Annotated in this window: 15 protein-coding genes; 2 read left to right on the forward strand and 13 right to left on the reverse strand. The window is 73.0% G+C overall.

Annotated features, from left to right (window positions below; genetic code table 11):
• Window positions 1-84 precede the first annotated feature (84 nt).
• Window positions 85-261, forward strand: coding sequence for a thiazolylpeptide-type bacteriocin (locus GTY67_RS12265; RefSeq protein WP_018515646.1), 177 nt, complete (start codon window positions 85-87; stop codon window positions 259-261).
• A gap of 81 nt (window positions 262-342) precedes the next feature.
• Here GTY67_RS12265 and GTY67_RS12270 read toward each other — a convergent pair whose 3' ends face one another.
• From GTY67_RS12270 to GTY67_RS12330, 13 genes are all read right to left on the reverse strand, one after another.
• On the reverse strand, window positions 343-2,352 hold the full coding sequence (locus GTY67_RS12270; RefSeq protein WP_161278663.1) for a TOMM precursor leader peptide-binding protein: 2,010 nt from the start codon (window positions 2,350-2,352) through the stop codon (window positions 343-345).
• On the reverse strand, window positions 2,349-3,104 hold the full coding sequence (locus GTY67_RS12275; RefSeq protein WP_093685943.1) for an ABC transporter permease: 756 nt from the start codon (window positions 3,102-3,104) through the stop codon (window positions 2,349-2,351). Before GTY67_RS12275 ends, GTY67_RS12270 begins: the two co-directional genes overlap by 4 nt.
• Window positions 3,105-3,157: 53 nt before the next feature.
• On the reverse strand, window positions 3,158-4,123 hold the full coding sequence (locus GTY67_RS12280; RefSeq protein ID WP_202461413.1) for an ABC transporter ATP-binding protein: 966 nt from the start codon (window positions 4,121-4,123) through the stop codon (window positions 3,158-3,160).
• A gap of 82 nt (window positions 4,124-4,205) precedes the next feature.
• Entirely contained in the window at window positions 4,206-5,315 is a 1,110-nt protein-coding gene (locus GTY67_RS12285) for a peptidase M50 (RefSeq protein ID WP_161278664.1), read from the reverse strand.
• Window positions 5,312-6,376 (reverse strand): lantibiotic dehydratase C-terminal domain-containing protein, encoded by a 1,065-nt coding sequence (locus tag GTY67_RS12290; RefSeq protein WP_161278665.1) that lies wholly within the window; start codon window positions 6,374-6,376, stop codon window positions 5,312-5,314. The genes GTY67_RS12285 and GTY67_RS12290 overlap by 4 nt, the downstream gene beginning before the upstream one ends.
• Window positions 6,373-9,093, reverse strand: a complete 2,721-nt coding sequence (locus tag GTY67_RS12295; protein ID WP_161278666.1) for a lantibiotic dehydratase — start codon at window positions 9,091-9,093, stop codon at window positions 6,373-6,375. Before GTY67_RS12295 ends, GTY67_RS12290 begins: the two co-directional genes overlap by 4 nt.
• Window positions 9,094-9,110: 17 nt before the next feature.
• Window positions 9,111-10,745: a nitroreductase family protein gene (locus GTY67_RS12300; protein WP_161278667.1), complete on the reverse strand. Its 1,635-nt coding sequence runs from the start codon at window positions 10,743-10,745 to the stop codon at window positions 9,111-9,113.
• A gap of 56 nt (window positions 10,746-10,801) precedes the next feature.
• Window positions 10,802-12,805 (reverse strand): TOMM precursor leader peptide-binding protein, encoded by a 2,004-nt coding sequence (locus tag GTY67_RS12305; RefSeq protein WP_161278668.1) that lies wholly within the window; start codon window positions 12,803-12,805, stop codon window positions 10,802-10,804.
• Window positions 12,795-15,056 carry a TOMM precursor leader peptide-binding protein gene (locus GTY67_RS12310; RefSeq protein WP_161278669.1) on the reverse strand — a complete coding sequence of 754 codons (2,262 nt, stop codon included), beginning with the start codon at window positions 15,054-15,056 and terminating at the stop codon, window positions 12,795-12,797. Before GTY67_RS12310 ends, GTY67_RS12305 begins: the two co-directional genes overlap by 11 nt.
• 5 nt (window positions 15,057-15,061) lie before the next feature.
• Window positions 15,062-17,014, reverse strand: a complete 1,953-nt coding sequence (locus GTY67_RS12315; RefSeq protein ID WP_161278670.1) for an AfsR/SARP family transcriptional regulator — start codon at window positions 17,012-17,014, stop codon at window positions 15,062-15,064.
• A gap of 22 nt (window positions 17,015-17,036) precedes the next feature.
• Window positions 17,037-17,321, reverse strand: a complete 285-nt coding sequence (locus tag GTY67_RS12320; RefSeq protein WP_161278671.1) for a hypothetical protein — start codon at window positions 17,319-17,321, stop codon at window positions 17,037-17,039.
• A 282-nt stretch (window positions 17,322-17,603) separates the two neighbouring features.
• Window positions 17,604-20,189 (reverse strand): ABC transporter permease, encoded by a 2,586-nt coding sequence (locus GTY67_RS12325; RefSeq protein ID WP_161278672.1) that lies wholly within the window; start codon window positions 20,187-20,189, stop codon window positions 17,604-17,606.
• On the reverse strand, window positions 20,186-20,974 hold the full coding sequence (locus tag GTY67_RS12330) for an ABC transporter ATP-binding protein (RefSeq protein WP_093685933.1): 789 nt from the start codon (window positions 20,972-20,974) through the stop codon (window positions 20,186-20,188). Before GTY67_RS12330 ends, GTY67_RS12325 begins: the two co-directional genes overlap by 4 nt.
• Before the next feature lie 351 nt (window positions 20,975-21,325).
• On the opposite strand from GTY67_RS12330, the gene GTY67_RS12335 reads away from it, so the two are divergent.
• A complete protein-coding gene (locus GTY67_RS12335) occupies window positions 21,326-21,955 on the forward strand; it encodes a histidine phosphatase family protein (protein WP_161278673.1) in 630 nt (209 codons plus the stop codon).
• Window positions 21,956-22,296: the final 341 nt, after the last annotated feature.

Raw genomic sequence — 22,296 nt, forward strand, 5'->3', positions numbered from 1 at the left:
GGCCGCCCCTCCAATGGATCCAGGACCGGGGACACCGGGCCGGAGCCACCGGCCGCCGGTCCCCACGAGACCAGGGAGAACACCATGGCCCCCAAGACCGAGCTCGCCACCCTCGCCGACGAGATCCTGGAGCTGGAGTCGGAGACCTTCGAGATCTCGGACTACTCCGACGCGGTGGAGGTCGTCCTCGCCGGTTCCACGTCCTCCTCCTCGACCTCGACCTGCTCCAGCACCACCAGCACCACCTCCTGCAGCGCCTGACACCCGTTCCCAGGCCGCCGCTCGTACGCCAGCCCCCTCCGTCGGTCGGAGGGGGCTGATGTATGTGGTGCGCGGGGCCGGTCACGGGAACGGGTGCGGGACGGCCTTGATCTCCGCCTGGGGCAGGTCGTCCGCCCGCCGCCCGGCCGCCCGGAGCGCGGTCCGCAGCCGGGGCATGTGCAGGGCCCGCTGCCTGCTCCAGCCGAAGTCCAGCGGCAGCAGGCCGGGGACGGTGGTGGAGACGGTGTGCAGGCCCATCCGGTGCTGCTCGGGGGTGGTCTGGTCGACGGCGATGACGTCGTACCCGGCGTCCGTCAACTGGTCGCGCAGGCACCGCAGATCGTCCAGCAGGTCCCCCGTACGCGGCCGCAGCGGCTCCCAGTCCGCGAACGCCTCCTCCAGCGGGAGGACGGCGACCGGCTCCAGGTACTCCGCCGCGTACCGGGCCATCGACGGCAGCCCGTACAGCTGGGCGTGGTCCTTGAGGTGCAGGACCTGGGTGAAGTCCCGCTCCATCGCCTCCAGTTCGGTGCGGCGCTCGGCCACCTGGTAGGGCAGGTGCGGGATGTAGGTGAGGACTTCGGAGAGGGCCGCCTCCACCGTCTGAGCCGGGTCGAACCCGGCCGCCGCGCTGAACGAGAGCATGCCGTGGCCGCCGTCGCGCCGGACTGCGAGGGCGGTGACGACGGGGACGGCCAAGTCCATCCGCGTGTCGAAGGCGTCCACGTCGTAGCCGTGAAGGGCCGCCCGGTCCAGCATGGAGCGGACGGCGGGGGTGGTGGCGGTGGTGAGGTCGATGGCGGCGAGGCGGGCGCGGCCGTACCAGGCCAGGAGGAAGGCGTCCCTCTCGACGAGTTCGAGGAGGCCGAAGAGGATCGCCTCCTCCGGACTGCCGCCCGTCGCACAGCCGTTGGAGCACTCGAAGACGAAGTTGTCGGCGTCGACCCCGGCGCTGTAGTGGGCGAGCCGGGCCGGGACGAGGACCGGCCGGTCGTCGCGGAGCGAGTGGCCCCAGACCCAGGGGATCGCGCGGTCCGGGTCGAAGGGGCTGACCAGGGGGTCGGAGGCGTACGTCTCGGGGGCGTAGAAGCCGCAGTCGGCGGGGTTCAGAGCGGCCTGGCCCTGCCCGGCCAGGTTGCGGTAGCTCTCGACGACCGGGGAGGTGCCGCGCCGGCGGTGGGTGCCCGCGTACCGCTCCAGGCCCTCCAGATAGGCGAGGGTGCGGCTGGTGGCGTACCGGTTGGCCTGGCCGCTCCAGGTGACGTCGTTGAGACCGGCGTAGCCGCGTACGAAGTGGGTCCCGGCGACGGGCGCGGTGGTGGTGGAGGCGGGGTTGATCCAGGTGTCCGAACCGAGCGCCCCGCACACGGGGTTGGCGAGGGCGGCGGTCGGCAGGGGGTAGGAGTCGAGGGTGCGGAGGCGGTAGCCCTCGGGGTCCGGTTTGGGGGTGGGCCCCAGCTCCATCCGGGCGGCCTCCGCCGTGTCGGGGACCTCGGTGACACAGGCGGGGCAGAGGGGTTCGGGGAGCAGGGGGAAGGTGGCCGTGGCGAGGGTGGCCAGGTCGATGCGGGTGACCTGGGGGAGCGCGCGGTCGGCGGGGGTGGGGGCGGAGCCCTCGGCGGTAGGACCGGAGCCCGCAGGAGTGGCGTCGGGCCTCGCGGGCGTGGCGCCCGGGTCGGTGGGCCTTCCCCGGATAACGGCCTGGTACGTCGCCCAGACCGCGTCCACCACGTACTCGGTGAGCACCGGCCACCGCACCGCCCCCTGCGGCTCGTAACCCAGCTCCAGCGCCTCCCGCTCGGACCGGCTGCGCAGCCGCTGCCACCGCATCGCGAGGCACTGCCCGCAGGCTCCGTCGGTCGGCCCGCCGCCCCAGGGGCCGATCAGCACGGCCCGGGAGGTGAGCTGGACATTGGCGGCCGGGCGGGTGTCGGCGTACGGGTCACGGTGGCCGAAGCCGAGCGTGTCGGCGGCCCCGAGCGGGACGACGTACGGGGCGGGAAGCGGCGTCCCGGAGTGGCGGGCCGACAGCGCGGCCTGGAGCCGGGAACGCGCCATGTCCAGCGGGGTCGATGCGGTGGCCGTCGTCATGTCCTGTCGCTCCAGCGGAAGGTCTTCAGCGCCACCGCGCCGAGGACGAGGGCGAATCCGGCGAGCACCGCGCAGGCGACGCCGATGTCCTGGAGGGAGCCGCCGCCGGTCAGCGCGCCGGAGACCCCGTCGTTGAGGTAGCGCAGCGGCAGGACGCGGGAGAGGCTCTGCATCCAGCCGGGCATGGCGTCCAGCGGGAAGAACGAACCGGAGAGGAACGCCATCGGAATCATCAGGCAGTTGGCGACGGCGGCGACCGCCTCCGGGGTCCTCGCGTAGCTGCCGACGATGACACCGAGCGCGAGGAACGCGGTGATCCCGAGCACCAGCACCGGCAGCGCGAGCGGCCAGCGGCCGTCCAACTGGAGCCCGAAGGAAGGCAGTAGGGCAACGGCGACGAACAGAACCGCTTGTACGGCTCCGATGGCGAGCGCCAGCACGTAACGCGAGGCGAGCACGGCGGAGACGGGCGTGGGCGTCATCCGGATCAGCCGGAGGATGTCGTCGCGCCGCCACTGCATGAGGACGAACCCGACGCCGAAGACGGCGGCGTTGCCGACGCCCCAGGACAGGACGCCGGGCGCGATGTAGTTGATGTAGGGCTTGCCGCTCTCCTCGACGGTCTGGCCGTGGAAGATCAGGCCGAAGACGACGAGGAAGATCAAGGGGAAGGCGAAGGTGAAGAAGAGGGTGGTGCGGTCGCGGGTGTAGGCCCGGTATCCGGCCTGGCTCAGCGCGGTGTAGGCGCTCATGGGGGTGTCTCCGTATCGGTGGTTCAGTGCAAGGGGGCTTGTTCTCAACGGAGTTACGGCTGTGGGGCTCCGGTCCCGGTCCCGGTCAGCGCCAGGTACACGTCCTCCAGGCTCGCCGTCCTCGTCTGTACGCCCTGGAGCCCCGCGATCTCGTCGACGGCGGCCAGGACCTGGCCCGAGGTGAGGGTCTCCAGCACGATGGAGCCGCCCTCCTCGGTGACCCGGTCCACGCCCGGGATGGCGCGGGCCCGGTCAGCGGTGAGGCGGTCGGCCGGGACCAGGAGCCGGGTGGTGGGGCTGGAGGCGGCGATGAGCCGGCCGGGGCTGTCCAGGGCGGCGACCTTGCCCTCGACCATGATCGCGACCCGGTCGCAGAGCGCCTCGGCCTCGTCCAGGTGGTGCGTGGTGTAGACGATGGTGCGGCCCGCGCCCTTGAGGTCCCGGAGCACCTGCCACAGGGAGCGGCGGGCCTGCGGGTCGAGGGCGGCGGTCGGCTCGTCCAGGAAGATCAGCTCGGGGTCGTGGACCAGGGCGGAGGCGATGGCGAGCCGCTGCCGCTGGCCGCCGGAGAGGTCGTCCACCCGGGTGTCGCCCTGCTCGGTGAGGCCGACGGAGGCCAGGGCCCGTTCGGCGGCGGCCGCGTCGCACCGGTAGAGGGCGGCCATGGTGACCAGGTGTTCGCGGGCGGTCAGCCGGACGAAGAACGCGGAGCTCTGGGTCTGCACGCCGAGCCGGGGCAGCAGGGCGGTGTTGCGCGGCCAGGGGCTCTCCCCCAGGACCGTCACCGTCCCGGAGTCGGCGCGCCGCTGCCCCTCCATGATCTCGACGAGCGTGGTCTTGCCCGCCCCGTTGGGCCCGAGCAGCCCGAAGAACTCCCCGCGCCCGACGGTCAGCGAGACCCCGTCGACGGCCCGGGTGGCGCCGTAAGCCTTGTGGACGTCGGCCAGGGTCACGGCGGCGGGCTGGGCTGCCGGTTCCGCCGGGGGGTCGTGCGGGGTGCGGGGGGCGGTGGACGTCATGGAACTCTCCTTGAGATGGAACATCAGGCCGTCAGCAGATGCCTCGGGCCATCAGCGGGTAATCAGGCCGTCAGCGGGTGCATCAGGCCGTCAGCAGATGATGGGCGCCCGCGGCGACCGCCGCGACCAGAGCGGCGAGAACAAGCACCGTGCCCAACGCATAGGCCGGGTAGGCGATTCGGGCGCGGCGCGGGTACGCGGCCGCCTCCGGGGAGCGGCGCAGCGCGAGCCGCAGGTAGCCGCCCGCGGAGGCGGCGAGGCCGGTGGCCCCGGCGAGCTGGCTCGCGATCCTGTACCCGTCCAGCGGCGGCAGCGGCACGAGCATCGCGAACGCCTGGACGCTGCCGAGGAGCAGCAGCGCGGAGAGCGCCTCGTGCGTGGCGTCGTCCAGCGGGGCGAAGAGCCACAGCGCGCAGAAGGGCAGCAGGAAGAGGAGGTTCATCACCGCGCCCGCGACGGCGGTGGCGATGCGGTGCCGACGGCGGCCCAGGTAGAGGTAGTTGTCGACGGTGCAGTACATGATGACGACGGGCAGCCGCCACCGCAGCCCGATCTCCGCGACCTGCCCGCCGTAGTGCCGGGCCACCACGCCGTGGGCCAGCTCGTGGAGGGCGGTGCTCAGCCAGAGCAGGATCGCCGTGCCGGTCAGCAGGACGGGGTTCGTGAACAATTCCCTTACGGCAAGGAGAAGTTCACCGGACCGGGTGACGACGACCGCCTCCATCGCCACGATCAGCACCAGCAGCGGCACCATCGCCCACGGCGTGAGCAGGAAGCCGGAGACCCGGTGGAGGCGGGCCGTGGTGGCGTCGGCGTCGGCCACCAGGGGGAGGGTGCCGCGCAGGAGGGTGCGGGGCTCGGCCGCGACAACAGGGGCCTCCGGCGCGGGTGTTCCGGCCAGCAGCCCCTTGGTCCCGAGCATGGTGAGGATCTGCTGCCAGTGGGCGTCGCCCAGCCGCCGCCCGTACTCCCCCGCGTACTCCTCACCGATCTCCGCGAGGCTCCGCTCGCCGTCCATCCGGGCGATGAGGAAGTGCTCCTTGGCGCCGACCTTGAAGGAGTTGCCGCTCCCGGTGTCCTTGATGAGGTGGACGGTCGCGGCCCCGTCCAGCAGCGGGTCGCTGAGCAGGACGCGGGGCCGCAGCTCGGGCCGATAGGCGGCGAGCGCCCTGGAAGCCCCGGGCGCACTCATACGGACTCCCCTGCGGGCCCTTCGGCGGACTCCTTGAGGACCCGGCCCAGAACATGGCTGAGATACGCCTCGTCCCGGATGGTGACATGCAGCCGGTTGTTGGTCATATGCATGTACGGGGAGAGCAGCAGCGGCAGCGCCACCGCCGGGTCGGTGACCTGCTCGTCCCGCTCACCGTCCCAGGACCGGAAGACCAGGTCCCCGTCGACGGCCAGCTGCCGTGCCCGGTCCCGGAGTTCGGCACAGTGCTCGGCCCACCCGGCCAGCGACCCGGGCAGCGAACGCGGGCTCCCGGGCGGGACCGTGGCGGCCCGGATGCGGGCGAACCGGTCCCGCAGCCCGTCCGCCGTACGGGCGTAGTTCCGGTCGTACTCGTCCGTACCGATGAAGCCGGTGCCGGGGAAGGCGCGGTGCCAGAACTCGTAGTAGCTGTCCAGGTATTCGGTCAGCTCCGCCCGCTCCGGCAGGAAGGTGGACGACATCACCATCATCAGCTGGGCCGAGGTGCCGAGCAGGACCGTGCGCAGGTGGAGGTTCTTGGTGGCGAGCGCGTCGATGACCAGATCGCTGGAGTGCCGGAAGTGCCACTCGGCCAGCTCTATGCCCGCCGGGCCGCCGTACTTCCCGAACTCCGGCTCGTACGCCTCCCGATGGCGCGAGTTGTTGGGGCGCAGGTTCATCCGCCCCTGCTCGTCCATGTAGTGGCCGCGCTCGCTGCCGGGGAACTCGATCTCGAAGAGGGTGTTGTAGAAGTCGTTGAGGAACCCGGAGTCGACCTCGTACAGCGCGGGCCGCTCCGCGAGGAACGCGTCCACGGCCTGTTCGGTGCGGCGGGCCACCTCGGGTTCGGCGGCGGGCGTGGACGGCTTGAGGCGGAGGCGCACGTGGGGGCCCTCCAGCCAGTAGTTGATGAAGAAGTACCCGGCGAGCAGCCCGTCCGCCTCCAGCTCGGCGACCAGCGGGCGGACGCAGTGCAGGAGGAGGGGGCGGGGGTTGGCGGCGTAGAAGACATGGGTGGCCTGCCAGGCGCCGGTGGTCGTTCCTGTCACGAGCGGGGTCATGGGGTCCTCCTGCGGACGGGTACGGCCGTCTCCACGGCCAGTTCGGCGACATGGCGGCCCTGGCCGGAGACGGTGTGCAGCGCGTCCTCGTCCGGCAGCGCCTCCCGGAACACCACCCGCGCCTCCGGCGTCTTGATCAGGGCCTCGAAGGCCGACAGGGAGAGCGCGCTGTCGAAGTCCAGGTACTGCGGCTTGGCCCCGGTCGCACCCCGGGCCCCGGAGTCGGACACGGTCGCGAAGACCCGGTCCGGCAGCCCGTGCGTACGCCGGAACGCATGCCAGTCCAGGAACCAGCCGTCCTCCGGGGCCCCGGCCTTGTGCAGGGGCAGGGCGGCGGCCGGGGCGCTCCAGCTGCGCCGGCTGAGGACGAGCGAACCGTGCCGCACCCGGGGCCGGGTGGTGACCCCGCCCTCGTCCGGCGCGCCCTCCGGGACCCCGGCCCACACGTTGAGCGGGGCCATGGAGGTCGGGGAGAGGAGGAGCAGGGTGCGGGGCAGCTCGGGGAGGGCGAGGGGGACGAGGTAGCCGAGGTAGACGGGGATCACCTCGCGGTCCAGGCGGGCCGAGCGCAGGACCAGCCGGTCGGCCTCCGGGTCGTGGACGAGGTAGAGGTCGTCCAGCGAGATCCTGAACTGCTCGTCAAGCGTGCCGCGTTCACCCGGGCAGACAATCTCGTACGGGGTCAGCCGGCCGTGCAGGTTGAGGTTGCTGGTGACCGGGCCGCCGGTGACCTCGGCCAGCACCGCCCCCTCGGGCACGACCGTCTCCGCGTCCGCGAAGAGGTGTTCGTCCAGCCCGTCGAAGAGCTGGGTGAACCGGCTGAAGGGGAACGAGATGCCGCCGTAGGACCGGTTGAGGACGACGAGCGGGTCGCCGGGGCGGTCGGCGATCTGGAGGTGGTGGCTCATGGGCGCGAAGTCCGGTGCCAGACCGGCCAGTTCACCGGCCACCTCCGCCAGGAACGCATCGTCCACCCGCACCTCGGCCGCCTCGGGCCCCGCCGCCTCCCACAGTGCGGCCATGCGGGCGGTGAAGGTGCGGCGGGCGGTGTCGAGGGCGCGGAGGCGGTCCAGGCCGAGCCAGTTGACCTCGGGTACGTAGGTGCCGTCGGCGTCGTACGCGGTGCGGGTGGCGGTGAACGTCATGTACTGGTCGAAGAAGTCCTCGTGGAAGTCGTGGACCAGCTTCAGGAGGTCGTCGCACCGGCCCCCGCGCCCGTACCGCGCGAGGAAGAAGCCCGCGAAGGTGATCCGCTGCGGGAGCGTGAGGTCGAAGGCGGGCAGCACCCGCTCCACGGCCGCCAGCGGCCCGGCGGCCAGCGCCTGCCAGGCGTCGGGGTCCAGCTCCACGCTGCCGGACTCCACACCCCCGCCCGCCGCCGCGTCCTCGTACAGCAGCGTCTGCGGCACCTTCGCCCGCTCCGCCCCCAGCTCCTCCTCCTGGACCGCCCGCAGCCCCGCCCGCAACGCGTCCAGCAGCACGCGCCGCTCGTCCGGCGAGGCGTCCGCGAACCGGTCGACGCAGCGGGCGGGCTCCTCCAGCCGGTCCGCCAGCCGGTCGGCCCAGGGGCTCGCCAGGCCGCGCAGCGCACCCTGGAACGCCCGCAGCGGGTCCGTGTCGTGCACCTCCGTCCGCAGGCACGGCACCTGGACCATGCCGACGTCCAGCAGCGCCCCGAGGTACTGCTCGCACTCCTCGCGCGCGGCCCCCTGGTCCCGGGCCAGCCACTCCACCAGCTCCCCGTACCGCAGCCCGTCCCCGCCCCGCTCCTCGAAGAGGCCGAGCAGCCGGTCCAGGGTGCCGCTGCGCCGCAGGAAGAACAGCCGGTCCTTCACCGCGTCGAACGTGACGGCCGTGTCGTCGTCGCCCGCCGTGACCCAGCGCCGTACGTATCGCACCCGGTCGTCGTCGCGGCCCCACCCGGAGGCGGGGGCGACCGGGAGGTCGGCGCGGCGGGCCGGATCGGCGATCACGGCGTCGGCGAGGCGACCGAGCGCGACGACGTTGAGCCGGGCCTGCGTCCGCCACTCCTCGTCGACGCGCAGCCGCAGCCCGTCGGAGCCGGTGAGCGAGCCGAGGGCGACGCCCGTGAAGGTGGAGAAGGGGCTCGTCTTGCAGGCCGTCCGGTAGACGTACGACAGCAGCGAGCGTTCGATCTTGCGCTGCTTCTTGTCGGGGCGAGCACCTGGCGTCCCGGCCTGGTGCCGGTACGCGTCGAGTTGGGCGTCCAGGGCCGGTGAGGCGAGCAGCAGCGCCCGGCGCAGGCGTTCATGACCGGCGAGTCCGCGCAGGGCCTCGCGGCTGCGCCCGGTCTCGGCGGCAAGGAGAGCGGCCCCCGCCGCGCGTCGCGCGTCCAGCGTGCGGCGGCCGGCCAGCCAGTCGGCGAGGGTGGCGGCGGCGGCCGGGTCCAGTTCCCGTACCCGGGAGAGGGCGAGGTCGGCCGAATCCACCCCGGGCAGACGGTTGTTGAAGATGTCCCGGCGCAGTTTCAGCAGGGCCCGGCGCAGCGGTTCGTCCTCGCTGCCGCCGATCAGGTCGTGGAGCTGGTCCCCGGCCTTCTCCGCGAGGAGCATCAACTGCGCTGACTCGTCGAGGACTTCGTCCGCCCAACGGCGGCTCTCCGGGCAGCGCAGCCCCTGCACGCTCTCGACCGGCAGCCCGGCGACCCGGGCCATGAACGCGGGCCGTATCTCCGAACGGTTGATGTGCTGGCTCATCGTCGGCACTCCCCCGCTCAGGCGATCTCGTAGCGGAAGTCGGCCGGGGCGGGCCGTTCGTTGCCGATCATCATGATCAGCAGCGGCGCCTCGCCCGTCCCTTCGAGGCCCAGCTCCTCGATGTAGGAGATGTTGTCGAAGCCGAGGGCCACTCCGCAGCCCAGGTCCACGGCGGAGGCGGCGGTGTAGACGGACTGGGCGACGGCCCCGATCGTGGCGTTGACCAGGCGGTATCCCCGGTCGCCGACGGCGTCCAGGACGGCGGTGGTCCGGACGGTCGGGACGAGGACGGCCCCGGCCTGCTCCAGGTTGTAGTTGGCCAGGAAGTAGTTCCGCTGAAGGAACTCCCCCGGCCGCCCCTCCTTCACCCGCCGCAGGCTCCGCCGCTCGGGGTCGTACGCGTACGCCCCCGGCTCCACCCCCTCCACATGGCTGGCGAACACGTACAGCTTCGCCAGCCGCTCATCCCCGGTGTCCCCGCCGAGCCGCGATCCGGCGACGGCTGCTGCGAGGCAGGCCGCCAACTGGGGCCGGGTCACCGGCTGCTGGGCCTCGAAGCGGCCGAAGCTGGAGCGGCGGTCGCGGAGGGCCGTGCGTACGTCGGTCTCCAGCGGGCGGGCGGGCGGCAGTTCGACCTCCACCGCCGCCGGGTCGACGGGGTGCGCTGCGGCCGGGGCGAGGGCCCCGGGGGCGGGCCGGGCGGTGGCGTCGGCGGAGGTGGCCGCCTGCATGCGGAGCAGCGCGTCGAAGGTGAGGACGGTACGGGATCGCTCAACGTCCTTGCGGCGCACGGAGAGCTCAGCATCCTTCCGGCGTACGGAGAGTTCAACGTCCTTGCTGCGTACGGCGGCAGGGGTGGTCGTCGCGTCCGAACCCGCCTCGTAACCCGCCCACTTCAGCGGTACGACCGCGAAGATCCCCTCCTCCTTCGGGTCGGCCCCGAGCAGGGCCGCGAGCCGCTCCTCGTCGAACCAGAGCGCCGGTTCGACCGCCAGCCCCCGGGCCGCCGCCCACATCCGCCAGGTCTGGACGCAGGCGCCGAGGTCCATGGAGACGGCGTGGAAGGAGAAGCTGTTGTACTTGAAGGAGTTCTGCCAGAACTTGATGGAGAGCACCAGGTACTGATCGGTCGCGGGCCCCGGCGCGCCCTCCCCGAGCGCGGCCCGCACCTGGCCGGACACATCGCCGGTGAGCAGCCGCTGCATGGCGTGGTGGCGGGTGGAGTAGTAGTGCACGCCCGGCGGTACGGGGCCGCTCGGCCCGGAGATCCAGTGCACGCCGACCGGGTAGAGCCCGCCCCCGGAGGCCGAGCCGCGCGACCAGTTGGCCAGCGGGTAGAAGGGCAGGGCGCTCAGGTCGGTGTTGGCCTGGACGCCCAGGCGGCGGCCGGTCAGCCCGTAGGAGTCCCGGAGCATGCCGGAGAGGGTGGCGAGGTCGAACTCGCCGTCGTCCGGAGCCTCTTCGGGGCACAGGCCCCGGTCGAGGGTGGCGTCGGCGGGGTACGGGGCGTCGGGCAGCGGGAAGCTGTCGGCGCCCGGGTAGAACTTGGCCTTGCGGGGCCCGTCCTGCCAGTTCGGTACATAATCCGCGGGGTCCATCGGGACCCGGCCGCGGTGCATGATCGCGGCGGCGTATTCATGGGCGTATCCCATGGCGAGCTCCTTGGTCACGGCAGGGAAGGCAGCGGAGGCGGCGCTGGGCGCGGCGGTCATGGGAACGGGTGCGGGGCCGGGTTGAGGTCGGCGTCGGTGAGGTCCGCCGTACGCAGCCCCGCCTCGCGCAGCGCGGTGCGCAGCCGGGGCATGCGCAGGGCGCGCTGTCGGCTCCAGCCGAAGTCGATCGGCAGCAGACCGGGCACGAGGACGCTGACCGTGGTCAGTCCCAGGGCGCGCTGCTCGGGCATGGTCTGGTCGACCACGACCACGTCGAACCCGGCGCCCGTGACGGCGTCCACGCACCGCTGGAGGTCCTCGCGCAGATCGTCGGAGACGGGGAGGACCGGCCGGCCGCCGGGCCCGTCCCCGTACAACTCGTCGATGGATCGGGCCGGTTGGCGGTCCGCTCCCGGCGTGCCGAGCAGGAAGTCCGCGTGGTCGCCCATCTCCGGGATGCCGTACGCCAGCGGGTGGTCGTGGAGGGCGGCCACCTTGTCGAAGTCGTACGCCATCGCCCGCAGCCGCTCCTCGTCGCGCTCGGTGCGGCCCTGGAGGTTGACGGCGTCGGTGGCGATCTCGCAGAGCGCCCCGGTGAGCGCCGCCTCCGGGTCGAGTCCGGCGCCCGCGCCGAAGCACATCCGGCCGAGCCCGCCGTCGGGGCGGACGGCGACCCCGGTGACGACGGGGATCGGGAAGGAGATCCGGGTGTCGAAGAACCGGGCCTCGTACCCGTACATCTCCAGCCGGTCCACCATCTGCCGGGTCGCCGGGCGGCGGCTGGTGCGCGGGTCGATCTCGGGCAGCGCGGCCCGCCCGTACCAGGAGAGCAGGAACGCGTCCCGCTCCACCACCTCCATCAGCCCGAAGTAGACGGCCTCCTCCAACGCCCCGCCCGAAGCACAGCCGTTGGAGCTCTCCTGCACGAACCGGTTCTCCAGGCCGGGCGCGTGGTAGTACGTGAGCACCTCGGGCACCAGAACCGTCCGCCGGTCCCGCAGCGACCAGCCCCGCACCCACGGTATTTCCCGGTCCGAAGTGAACGGCAGCACACGGGGGTTGGCGGCGTGGAAGGCGTCCGAGTAGAGCCCGACGGTCCGGGGGTCGACGGCTGCCCGGCCCTCCGCCCGGAGCCCGTCCAGGCTCGCGTGGACCTGGGCGCGCTTGGCCCGGGAGCGCATGCCCGCGTACCGCTCAAGCCCTTCCAGCACCCCGATCCGCACGCTCTCGGCGAAGGTGTCGGCGTGCCCGCCCCAGAACGTCTCGCGGAGGTAGGGGCCCGAGCGCATCGAGAAGCAGCCGATGGTGGCGGAGGTGGAGGTGGAGGAGACGTCCTGGACGACGGAGGGGCCGAGCGAGCCGCAGACCGGGTTGGCGTACGGCTCCACGGGCAGCTCGTACGTCCCGATGTCCCGGACCCGGAAGCTGCCGGGCCGCAGCTTGGGCGCGGGTTTCAGCGTGATCGTGGCCGCCTCGTCGGTGTCGGGCTCGGGGGTCCCGCAGACCGGGCACTCGGGGTCCGGGACGAGCGGGTAGTGGCGTACGGCCAGGGTCTGGAGGTCGACCAGGTGGACGGCCGGGAAGGCCCCGGTCTCCGGTCCGCCGCCGGCCAGCCGGGCGGCGATGACCCCGGCGATCGTCTCCGCCGCGAAGGGCGTGATGTACGCGGACGGGCCCGCCGCCCGGGTGCCGCCACCCAGCTCCAGCGCCTCGCGCAGGGCGACCGAGCGCACGGCCTGCCAGCGGCGCTCCAGGCAGCGGGCGCAGGGGAGTTGGCGGTGGTCACGGGAGGCGGGGAGCGGCCCGCCATGACCCGCCGCCGGGAAGGGGCCGACGACGGCGTGGCGGCCGTAGTAGCGCACGGGGACAGCGGGGGTGATCGGCCGCCGCTCATCCCTGAACGCATCGCGTACGCCGAGGGGTTGGACGTCCAGGGGTGCGGCGGCCGCCCGGGGCTCCGCCTTGCCGTGCCGGGCGAGCCCCGCCGTCAGCAGCTCGGTGAGCAGCCGGGTGGACCCGTCCAGAACGGGGAGGGCGCGCTGCGGGGTCTCAACCGGCATCGGGCCCGCCCTCGCCCTCGACCGTCAGCAGCACCCGGGCCGTGGCGATGGAGCCCGACGGCAGGTCCGCCGGGGTCGTGTCCACGTACAGGGCGTCGCGCCCGGCGGACCGCAGCCGCTCCAGCACCGCGTCGAACGTGGTCTCCGGGCCCGCCACCGCCACCGACTCCCCGCCCACCGTGATCGCCGCCGGTGCCAGGTCCCCCAGCAGCGGGTCGCCGAGGTCGACCGCCGCGCCCGGGTCCTCGGCGGCGAGCTGGACCTGGCCGAGCAGGTCGCGCAGGGCGGAGGCGGTCGCCGTACGCCGGGTGAGTCCGGCGCCGACCGCCCAACGGCCCTGCCCGGAAGGGCTCTCGGCCTCGCGGGCCAGGACCACGTGGGCGGAGGTGCGCTCCTCCTCGCCCAGGTCCAGCAGCTCCACCGCGATGTCCAGGTTGGCGGCGGACTTCAGCAGGAACACCAGCTCCGGGTCGCCCGCGTCGGCCGCGACCGGGCTGACCCGGGTGGTACCCCGCACCGCCCGCACCAGCGCGTCGTGCGCCAGCGCCGACAGCAGCCCGAGCCCCGCCGCCTGAGCCGCACTGCCGCCCGCCCCGGAACCGGCCCGGCTCGCGAGATGCGCCCGGTCGCGGTTGTACGGGCCGAAGGGGCGCAGGGCCGCCGCCGGGACGCGTACGGGCTCCTTGGTGATCAGCGAGGCGGCCGTGGTCCAGGCGGTGGGCTCCACGCCGGTGCCGCCGCCGGTGGTGAGGGCGGCGGGGCCCAGGGCCCGTACGGTCTGGGGGTCCTCGCGCGGGACGAGCGGCACGACCTGCTCCACGTACGCCTCCGCCGCCGCGTACAGCGCCCGCATCCGCGCCCCCGCCAGATGGTGCACGTCGAACGCGGCGATCCGGCGCCGCACCCCGCCCCCGAGCGCCACCTCGACCCGGCTGAGCTTCAGCGGGGTCTGGGTCAGCTCCTCGTCGTCGTACCGGCGGAAGATCCCGGTGTACGGGCGCACCAGCGCCGTACTGACCCGGTTCAACTCGTCGACCAGCGCCTCCGCGTCCCGCGCCGTCTCCACGGTCGGCGTGACGGGCAGCGCGAGGGTGTCCGGCAGCGCGGGGGCGGGCTCGCGGGCGTCCAGCGCGGCACAGCGGGCGCACCGGGGGTGGGGCTGGACGGGCTCGGCCATCACGTCCAGCGACTCCAGGTCCTGGACGAGGACTTGGCCGTCCGTCTCGGCGGGCAGGGCTCCGGTGGTGAGGCGGAAGATCTCGTAGCCGACGAGGTTGCCGACCATCGCCGCGACGGGCCCGGAGAGGGCGTCGCCGGAGGCCGGTACGGCTCCCGCCGCCTCGCTCCACAGAGCGGCCGCCGTGCCGGGGTCGACGTTGCCGCCGAGGCGCAGCAGGGCGCAGGACCAGCAGCCGGTGGAGGCGGCGGTGGAGAGCGGGCCGACGATCAGGCGGCGGCCGAAGAGCCAGGCGGGGATGACCGTCACGCCCTCGGGGACCCCGGCGGCCAGCAGCCGGTGGGTCCGGGCCCCGGCTCCGGAACCGGTGACCACGACGACGTCGTACCCGTCCAGATCCGCCCAGCCCGCGTCCGTACCGGCTGCGATCGTCTCGACCTGGGCGCCGACCCCGGCGGCCTCGGCGGGGATGTCGCCGTGGTCGGAGGCGGAGGCGTGCGCCGTGGTGTGGGCAGTGGTCGTGCCGATGCGGGCGCAGCCGTTGCGCAGCAGGCTCAGCGCGCACCAGCGGGCGGTCTCGTCGTCGCCGAGGACGGCGACGCGGGTGGTGCGGTAGCGGGTGAAGCGGGCGGGGGCGTCGTCGGTGTAGTGGTCGACGTAGGCGATCTGGGCGGCGAAGCGCTCGGCGATCTCCGGGCTCAGCCCGTCGTCCCCGGCGGTGTCCTCGCCCGCCTCCGGTATGTCGCGGGCGAAGCCACGTGCGTACAGCGTCTTGACGAGTTCGGCGGCCATCGCGCGCTGCCCCGGGCCGAATCCGGCGCACAGCTCGTCCAGGCGATGCTGTCCGGTGAGGTGGGGGACGACGAGGGAGGCGAAGCGGTAGGCGGTGCGGCCGGTGAGGTGGAAGCCGCCGTCGGCGTTGTGGAAGAGCACCCCGCCGGGGGTCTCGGTGAACAGGACGTCCCGGCGGATGCGCGGGCGGGTCGCCGCGAGTGCGTCGAAGGCCCCGGTGGGTGTGGGTGCGGACCCGGTGGAGGCGGCGGGGGCGGGTGCGGGGGCGGCGCTCTCGGCCATGGGGATCACACCTTCTCTGTACGGCGGTTGCGGATCCGGACGGTTCTTCGGAGGTGGGTGCGGAGCAGGTCGTGGATGCGGTACGGGCCCGGCGGCCCGTCCTCCAGGAGCCCGGCGTCGGCGAGTTGTTCCAGTACGTCTTCGGGGACGGGCGGGGCGCTCTTCGTGCCGTCCCCGCCTTCGGCCGCGTGCAGGAGTTCCGGCGGCCCGGTGCCGATGCGGAGGAGTGCCTCCGAGAGCCGGGGGTCGAGGCGGCCGAGCGCGCGGTCGAAGAGGCCGCTGACCGAGTGGTCCGGGGAGTCGGTGAGGGTGAGCCGGGCCAGCGGGTCGTCGCCCAGCCAGTCGACGGCGTCGCCGAGGCGCAGCCCGGGGCGGGTCAGCAGGCGGGTCGTGAGGATGCGCAGGGCGGCCGGGAAGTGGCCGCAGAGCGCGGCGAGTTGACGGGCGGCGCCGGGTTCGGCCTCCACCCGTTCCGGGCCGAGGGCGGCGAGGAGCAGCGCGTACGACTCCGCCTCGGTGAAGGCGGTGAGCCGGTGCACCCAGCCGCCGTGGGTGGCGATGAGGCCGCCGAGCCCCATCCGGCTGGTGACGGTGACGGCGAGATCCGGGCCCTCGGCCCGTACCCCCGGGTCGAGCAACGGGCGGACCTGGTCGGCGTCGACCACGTCGTCCAGGACCAGCAGGGCCCGCTCGCCCGCCCGTCCGGGTCCCAGCGCGGCGGCCACCTCGGCGGCGACCTCGTCCGCCGTACGGGGGTGGCCGTCCGTCCGGGTCATCCGGACGAGCAGCCGGCCCGCCGGGAAGCTGTCCCGCACGAGGTGGGCGACGTGCTGGGCGAGGGCGGACTTGCCGATGCCGGGGGCGCCGGAGACCAGGAGGGTGAGGGGGCGTTGGCCGTCGGCACCTGGGGGCGGCAGTGCGGTGAGCCGGGCGGCCATGGCGGCGGCCTCCGCCTCACGCCCGGTGAAGTGGGGCACGGCGGGGACGGGCGTGACCCCGGGCGCGGTGGCCGGGAGGGGGACGGCCGCGCCCTGGATGACCCGCGCGGCGGGGGCCGGGACCGGGGCGGACGCGGAGGAGGGGGCGGACGCGGAGGAGAGGGCTGGGGCGGACGCGGAGGAGAGGGCGGGGGCGGACGCAGGCTCAAGGGCACCTGCGATCCCACCGGTTCCTCTGATCCCAGCGGCCCTACTCGTCCCACTCCCCCCACCGGCCCCCAGGTCCTCCCCGCGCAGGATGGACAGCTCCAGCTGCCGCAAGGACGGCGAGGGGTCCACGCCTAGTTCGTCCAGCAGGAAGCCCTTGACCCTGCGGTACTCGGCGAGGGCCTGGGACTGGCGTCCGGTGCGGTAGAGCGCCTCGATGAGCTGCTCGTGGAACCGTTCATGCCCTGGATATACGCGCGTAGCGGTCCACAGGTCGACCAGCGCCTCGCCGCAGCGCCCGAGCCCCAGCAGCAGGTCGCAGACCCTTTCGACCGCGCGGAGCCGCTCCTCCGAGAGCCGGGGCACCTCGTCCCGGTGCAGGACGTCGGACCGTACGTTGGCGAGCAGGGAGCCCTGCCAGAGCGAGAGCGCGTCCTTGAGGGTGTAGAGCTCCGCCTCCGGGTCACCGGCCAGGGCTGTGGCCCGGCGCACCTGGTCGCGGAAGCCGAGGAGGTCCAGGGTGGGGGGTCCGGCGGTGATCCGGTAGCCGCCGGGGACCGCCTCGATGGACGTACCGGTGACCCCGTGCTTGGTGAAGAGCCTGCGCAGCCGCAGCACGCAGGTCTGGAGGGCGGCCTTGGCGGTGGCGGGCTGGTCCTCGCCCCACACCGCCCGTTGCAGGTACTCGGCGGAGACCGTGGAGTTGGCGTGCAGGAGGAGCGCGGCGAGCAGGATGACCGGCTTGGAGGGCTGGAGGACGACGGCGTCGGGGCCGTCCGCGAGGGCGAGCGGACCCAGGAGCTGGAAGCGCATCACGATCGACCCGAGGCGCCCCCTAGTCCCAGCCGTTGACCAGCTTGCAGACCCGGACGGGCACGGATTCCGGCGGCAGGTGGCCGAGGACCCCCGCCAGCTCCGTACAGATCAGCCGGGTGAATTGCTCGTGGCCCCCGGCCGACGCGGCATTCGTCGCGGAGGCGGCCGGCGCGGTCCCCTGCGGAGTGGCGGCGGCTGCGGGGCCGGCGAGGAGGGTGACGGCGGCGAGGGCGATTCCGGTGGTGAGAGCGGCGGCGGTGCGGGGCGAGCGGCGCGGCTTCGGGTGGGGCGAAGTCCTGTACACGGTGTCCCCTTTCGGCGGTGGGGGTCCTTGCCGGGGTGGGTCCCGGTAGGGACGACGATGCCAGCGCGGGGCGGGGACGCAGAGGTGCAGTCGTGACAGCTTGCTGCACGCGGCTCCGGCCGTCCCTGCAACAAGCTGACAGCGCCCGCCGTGACCGGCGGGCGCTGTCGGGGAACCGGGTGGGGAACGTGTTCGGCCCCGGGGCGTTTGGAGGAACGCCCCGGGACCTGCCGGTCATCCTACGGTGAACCCCAGCTGTTCAGGGGCATGCCGGGAGGTGCCTCACCCGTCCGTCGCGATGGCGTTGAGGACGTTCATCCGGCCCGCCCGGAAGGCCGGGACGAGTGCGGCGAACAGTCCGACCAGCGCCGAGCAGGCGAAGACCGTGAGGATCGTCGGCCACGGGATCTCCAGGACCTCCAGCCCCTCCAGGGCCAGCAGCTTCTGCGCCGCCGTTCCCCAGCCCATCCCCAGGCCCAGTCCGAGCAGCGCTCCGAAGAGGGCGATGACCACGGACTCCAGCCGGATCATGCGGCGGAGCTGGCGGCGGGAGAGGCCGATGGCCCGCATCAGGCCGATCTCGCGGGTCCGTTCGACCACGGAGAGGGCCAGGGTGTTCACCACACCGAGCACCGCGACGATGATCGCGAGGGCGAGCAGGCCGTAGACGATGTTCAGCAGCTGGCCGATCTGGTTCTTCAGGTCCTCCTTGAAGTCGGCCTGGTTCTGCACCTTGTAGACCGGGTACTCGGCGAGCGCGCTCTTGAGGGCCGCGTACGCCTCCTTCTCCTTGCCCTCCTCGGCCTTGCCGAACATCGCCACGTTCTGCGGCATCTCGTCGGCGGCGATGTAGGAGGCCGCCGTGGTGATGTTGGTGTACATCGCGCCGCGGTCGATGTTGGTGTCGTCCGAGGTGATGGCCGCGACCTTCAGCTTCGCGCTCTGCCCCGACGTGAACGCGACGGTGAGGGTGTCCCCGACCTTGACCCCGTGCTTCTCCGCGTAGTCCTCGCCGACCGACATGGCGTTCTTCCCGTACGCCTTCGCCAGGTCGCCGGAGAGGGCGGTGCGGCGGACGTCCTGCTGGTACGTCGGGTCGGCGGCGGTGATGCCCTCGTCGACCGTCCTGCCATCGGGGGCGGTGATCTTCGCCTTGATGTACGTGTAGTCCGTCAGGTGCTCCAGGCCGGGCACGGCGTGCAGGGCCTCGGCGGCCTGGGGCACGATCGGGCGGCCCGCGCCGCTGTCCTGGACGATGAAGTCCGCGCCGACCGACTTGTCGAGTTCCTCGGTGGCCGAGGCCACCATGGAGGACCCGACGACGGAGAGGCAGGCCACCAGGGCGAGCCCGATCATCAGGGCGGCGCCGGTCGCTCCCGTACGCCGGGGGTTGCGCAGTGCGTTGCGCTCGGCCAGCCGGCCGACCGGGCCGAAGAGCCGCAGGACGACCACGCTGAGGGCCCGGACGACGACACCGGCCAGCAGCGGGCCGATCACGATGAAGCCGATCAGGGTCAGCAGCACGCCGATGGCGAGGAACCCCGATCCCTCGGTGGCCTTGTCGGCCTGAGTCGTCGCCCACAGGGCGGCACCGCCGGCCCCGGTGAGGACCAGGCCGATCCCGGCCCTGACCCAGCCGGACTTGGCGTCGGCGGGGGTCCCGGCGTCGCGGAGGGCGGCCATCGGGGAGACCTTGCCGGCCCGGCGGGCCGGTATGTACGCGGCGAGGACGGTGACGACGACACCGAGCACCAGGCCGATCACGGGGGTCGTCCAGGCGATGGTGAGGTCTCTGGTGGACAGCTCCATGCCCACGGCGCCCATCAGCTTCATCAGTCCGACGGCGAGCCCGATACCGGCGGCGACACCGAGCACGGAGCCGACGATGCCGAGGAGGACCGCCTCCAGCAGCACGGACCGGTTGACCTGCTTGCGGCTGGAGCCGATGGCCCGCATCAGCCCGATCTCGCGGGTCCGCTGGGCGACCAGCATGGAGAAGGTGTTGACGATGAGGAAGATGCCGACGAGGAAGGCGATCCCGGCGAAGCCGAGCATCGCGTACTTCATGACGTCCAGGAAGGCGCCCATGGAGTCCTTGTTGGCGTCGGCGGCCTCCTGCTGGGTTTGCAGCTTGTACGCGCCGGAGCTGTCGAGGGCAGCGGCCACGTTCTTCTTGAGCTGGGTGTCGCTGACGCCGCTCTCGGCGGTCACCAGGACCTGGGTGAAGACGTCGGGGGAGCCCAGCAGGTGCTTCTGGGCGGTGGCGGTGTCGAGGTAGATGACGGCCGCGCCCGGGTTGGTGACGGTGAAGGACGCGATGCCGCTGATCTTCGCCCTGATGTCACCGGTGACGGCGATGGTGCGCAGCTCGTCGCCGATCCTCAGCTGGTGCTTCTTCGCGGTGTCGGCGTCGACCATCACCTCGGTGGGGCCGCGGGGCGCGTGTCCGGAGGTGATCTCCATCGAACGCAGGTCGTTGTCGGTCCAGTTGCTCGCGATGGTGGGGGCGCCGGTGTCGGAGCCCATGTTCTTGTTCTCGCTGTCGACGACGGTCACCGCCATGGAGAAGGCGGATCCCTCCGCCTTCTCCACGCCCTCGGCCTTCTCGATCTGCTGGACGAGCGAGGCGGGCAGGGTGGCGGGCTTGCCGTTGTCGGGCTGCTCGTCGTTCTCCTGGGCGTCCTTCGGGCTGACCGTGACGTCCGGGGAGGAGACCGCGAAGAGCTTGTCGAAGGTGGTGTTCATCGTGTCGGTGAAAACAAGCGTGCCGCAGACGAAGGCCACGGAGAGCAGCACCGCCACCGCCGAGAGTGCCATCCGGCCCTTGTGCGCGAAGAAGTTGCGCATCGAGGTCTTCCAGACAGTCATGACGTCCGCCCACGTGCGTCGAAGTGCTTCATACGGTCGAGGACCTGGTCCGCCGTCGGGTTGTACATCTCGTCGACGATGGAGCCGTCGGCGAGATACAGCACCCGGTCCGCGTAGGAGGCGGCGACCGGGTCGTGGGTGACCATGACGATGGTCTGGCCCAGCTCGTCGACCGACTTGCGGAGGAAGGAGAGGACCTCGGCCCCGGCCCGGGAGTCCAGGTTCCCCGTCGGCTCGTCACCGAAGATGATCTCCGGCCGGGCGGCGAGCGCCCTGGCCACCGCGACGCGCTGCTGCTGACCGCCGGAGAGCTGGGTGGGGCGGTGCTTGAGGCGCTCGGCGAGCCCCACGGTCTCCACGACCTGGCGCAGCCAGTCGGCGTCGGGCTTGCGGCCCGCGATGTCCATCGGCAGCGTGATGTTCTCGATCGCGTTGAGCGTCGGGAGCAGGTTGAACGCCTGGAAGATGAAGCCGATCCGGTCGCGCCGGAGCTGGGTGAGCTTCTTGTCCTTGAGCTTGGTGATCTCGGTCTCGTCGAGGAAGATCTCGCCCGACGTCACCGTGTCGAGACCGGCCAGGCAGTGCATCAGCGTCGACTTGCCGGAGCCGGACGGGCCCATGATCGCCGTGAACTGCCCGCGGGCGATGTCCACGTCGACATGGTCGAGTGCCACGACGCGGGTCTCCCCGCTGCCGTACGCCTTGACGACCTGCCGCGCTCGCGCCGCGACGGCCGTACGCCCTCCAGTGCCCCCGTGCCTGGGAATGGTTACAGCCGTTGTCACGGTATGTCTCCTATGTCGGTGAATGATCAGTTCTCGTTGAGTACGGTCCAAGTCTGGGTTCAGCAAGCTGTCCGGCGCGATGGTGCCCAGCGCAGTCTTGAGGTGGGGTTTTCCCCACCCTCCCCCCTGCTGCGGGCCGCAAGCGCGGCGTAAGAAGAGGTTAAGGAAATGCCCTCGCGCTCCACGTCCTCCGCCGGGAGGAAGGGGCCCCGGCCACTAGGAGGGGGTGCCCCCTAGGGGGACTCGTGCTCCGGAGGGAGGCGGGGTCAGGGTCCCCCTCGGGGAACCACGAACGGAAGCGCGGCGTCCACCGAAGGGCAAGATCACCGGCACATCCGAAGGGGCTGGGGCATGACCGCCACCGCTACCGCCACCCGCTATCTCCACCTCGTCCGGCACGGCGAGGCGGCAGCGGACGAGAGCGGCCTGACGGAGAACGGCCGCCGCCAGGCCACCCTGCTCGGGCGGCGCCTCGCGGACGTCCCCTTCGCGGCCGTCCACCACGGCCCGCTCCCCCGGGCGGAGGAGACCGCGCACCTGATCGGCGCCGAGCTGGACGGCGTACCCCTGCACCGCACGGAACTCGCCGGGGACTACGTCCCCCACGTCCCGCACCGGGACGAACTCCCCCCGGAGTCGGCCGACCTCTTCCTCCGCTTCCTCGAAGGGGCGAGCCCGGAGGACAGGGAGCACGGGCCCGCCCTGGCCCGCCGGGCGCTGGAGCGGTTCACCGGCCCGGTCGACGGCGAGGAGGACCGGCACGAACTGGTCGTCACCCACAACTTCCTGGTCGCCTGGCTCGTCCGGGACGCCCTGTACGCCCCCGAGTGGCGCTGGCTCGGCCTCAATCACGCCAACGCGGCCCTCACGGTCATCCGTTACCCGCCCGACCGGCCCGCCTCCCTCCTCCTGGCCAACGACATGCGCCACCTCCCCGCCGACCTGCGCTGGACCGGCTTCCCACCCGAGATGCACCTCTGAGCCCGCCGCGTCCGCGGACACGCCTCCGCTCCGCACCCCTGAGCCCCGCCGCGTCCGCGGCCACAACTCCGCTCCGCGCCTCCGAGCCCCGCCACCGGCCTCTTCCGCGCGTACGATCCCGCCCGAACGTCCCCGCGCTAGGCACGACCTCGCCCGAACGTCCCCACGCCGCCGCCCGGGATGAGACAGTGCCCGGGGAGATACGTGCATGGGGAAGGGAAACCGGTGGGCGGCACGGAAGCCAAGGGCGGCACGGGCGGTACGCACGGTACGGAAGGTCCCGGCGGCCCGCCCACCGCAGGCGACGCCCCCGTGGCGGCGGCCGGCCCGCCCCCCGCCGC

This window comes from Streptomyces sp. SID8374 (genome assembly GCF_009865135.1).
Lineage (GTDB): Bacteria > Actinomycetota > Actinomycetes > Streptomycetales > Streptomycetaceae > Streptomyces.

Coding starts and splice junctions, on each gene's coding strand:
- GTY67_RS12265 (WP_018515646.1), top strand. CDS start 85: ATGGCCCCCAAGACCGAGCTCGCCACCCTCGCCGACGAGATCCTGGAG.
- GTY67_RS12270 (WP_161278663.1), bottom strand. CDS start 2,352: ATGACGACGGCCACCGCATCGACCCCGCTGGACATGGCGCGTTCCCGG.
- GTY67_RS12275 (WP_093685943.1), bottom strand. CDS start 3,104: ATGAGCGCCTACACCGCGCTGAGCCAGGCCGGATACCGGGCCTACACC.
- GTY67_RS12280 (WP_202461413.1), bottom strand. CDS start 4,123: ATGACGTCCACCGCCCCCCGCACCCCGCACGACCCCCCGGCGGAACCG.
- GTY67_RS12285 (WP_161278664.1), bottom strand. CDS start 5,315: ATGAGTGCGCCCGGGGCTTCCAGGGCGCTCGCCGCCTATCGGCCCGAG.
- GTY67_RS12290 (WP_161278665.1), bottom strand. CDS start 6,376: ATGACCCCGCTCGTGACAGGAACGACCACCGGCGCCTGGCAGGCCACC.
- GTY67_RS12295 (WP_161278666.1), bottom strand. CDS start 9,093: ATGAGCCAGCACATCAACCGTTCGGAGATACGGCCCGCGTTCATGGCC.
- GTY67_RS12300 (WP_161278667.1), bottom strand. CDS start 10,745: ATGGGATACGCCCATGAATACGCCGCCGCGATCATGCACCGCGGCCGG.
- GTY67_RS12305 (WP_161278668.1), bottom strand. CDS start 12,805: ATGCCGGTTGAGACCCCGCAGCGCGCCCTCCCCGTTCTGGACGGGTCC.
- GTY67_RS12310 (WP_161278669.1), bottom strand. CDS start 15,056: ATGGCCGAGAGCGCCGCCCCCGCACCCGCCCCCGCCGCCTCCACCGGG.
- GTY67_RS12315 (WP_161278670.1), bottom strand. CDS start 17,014: ATGCGCTTCCAGCTCCTGGGTCCGCTCGCCCTCGCGGACGGCCCCGAC.
- GTY67_RS12325 (WP_161278672.1), bottom strand. CDS start 20,189: ATGACTGTCTGGAAGACCTCGATGCGCAACTTCTTCGCGCACAAGGGC.
- GTY67_RS12335 (WP_161278673.1), top strand. CDS start 21,326: ATGACCGCCACCGCTACCGCCACCCGCTATCTCCACCTCGTCCGGCAC.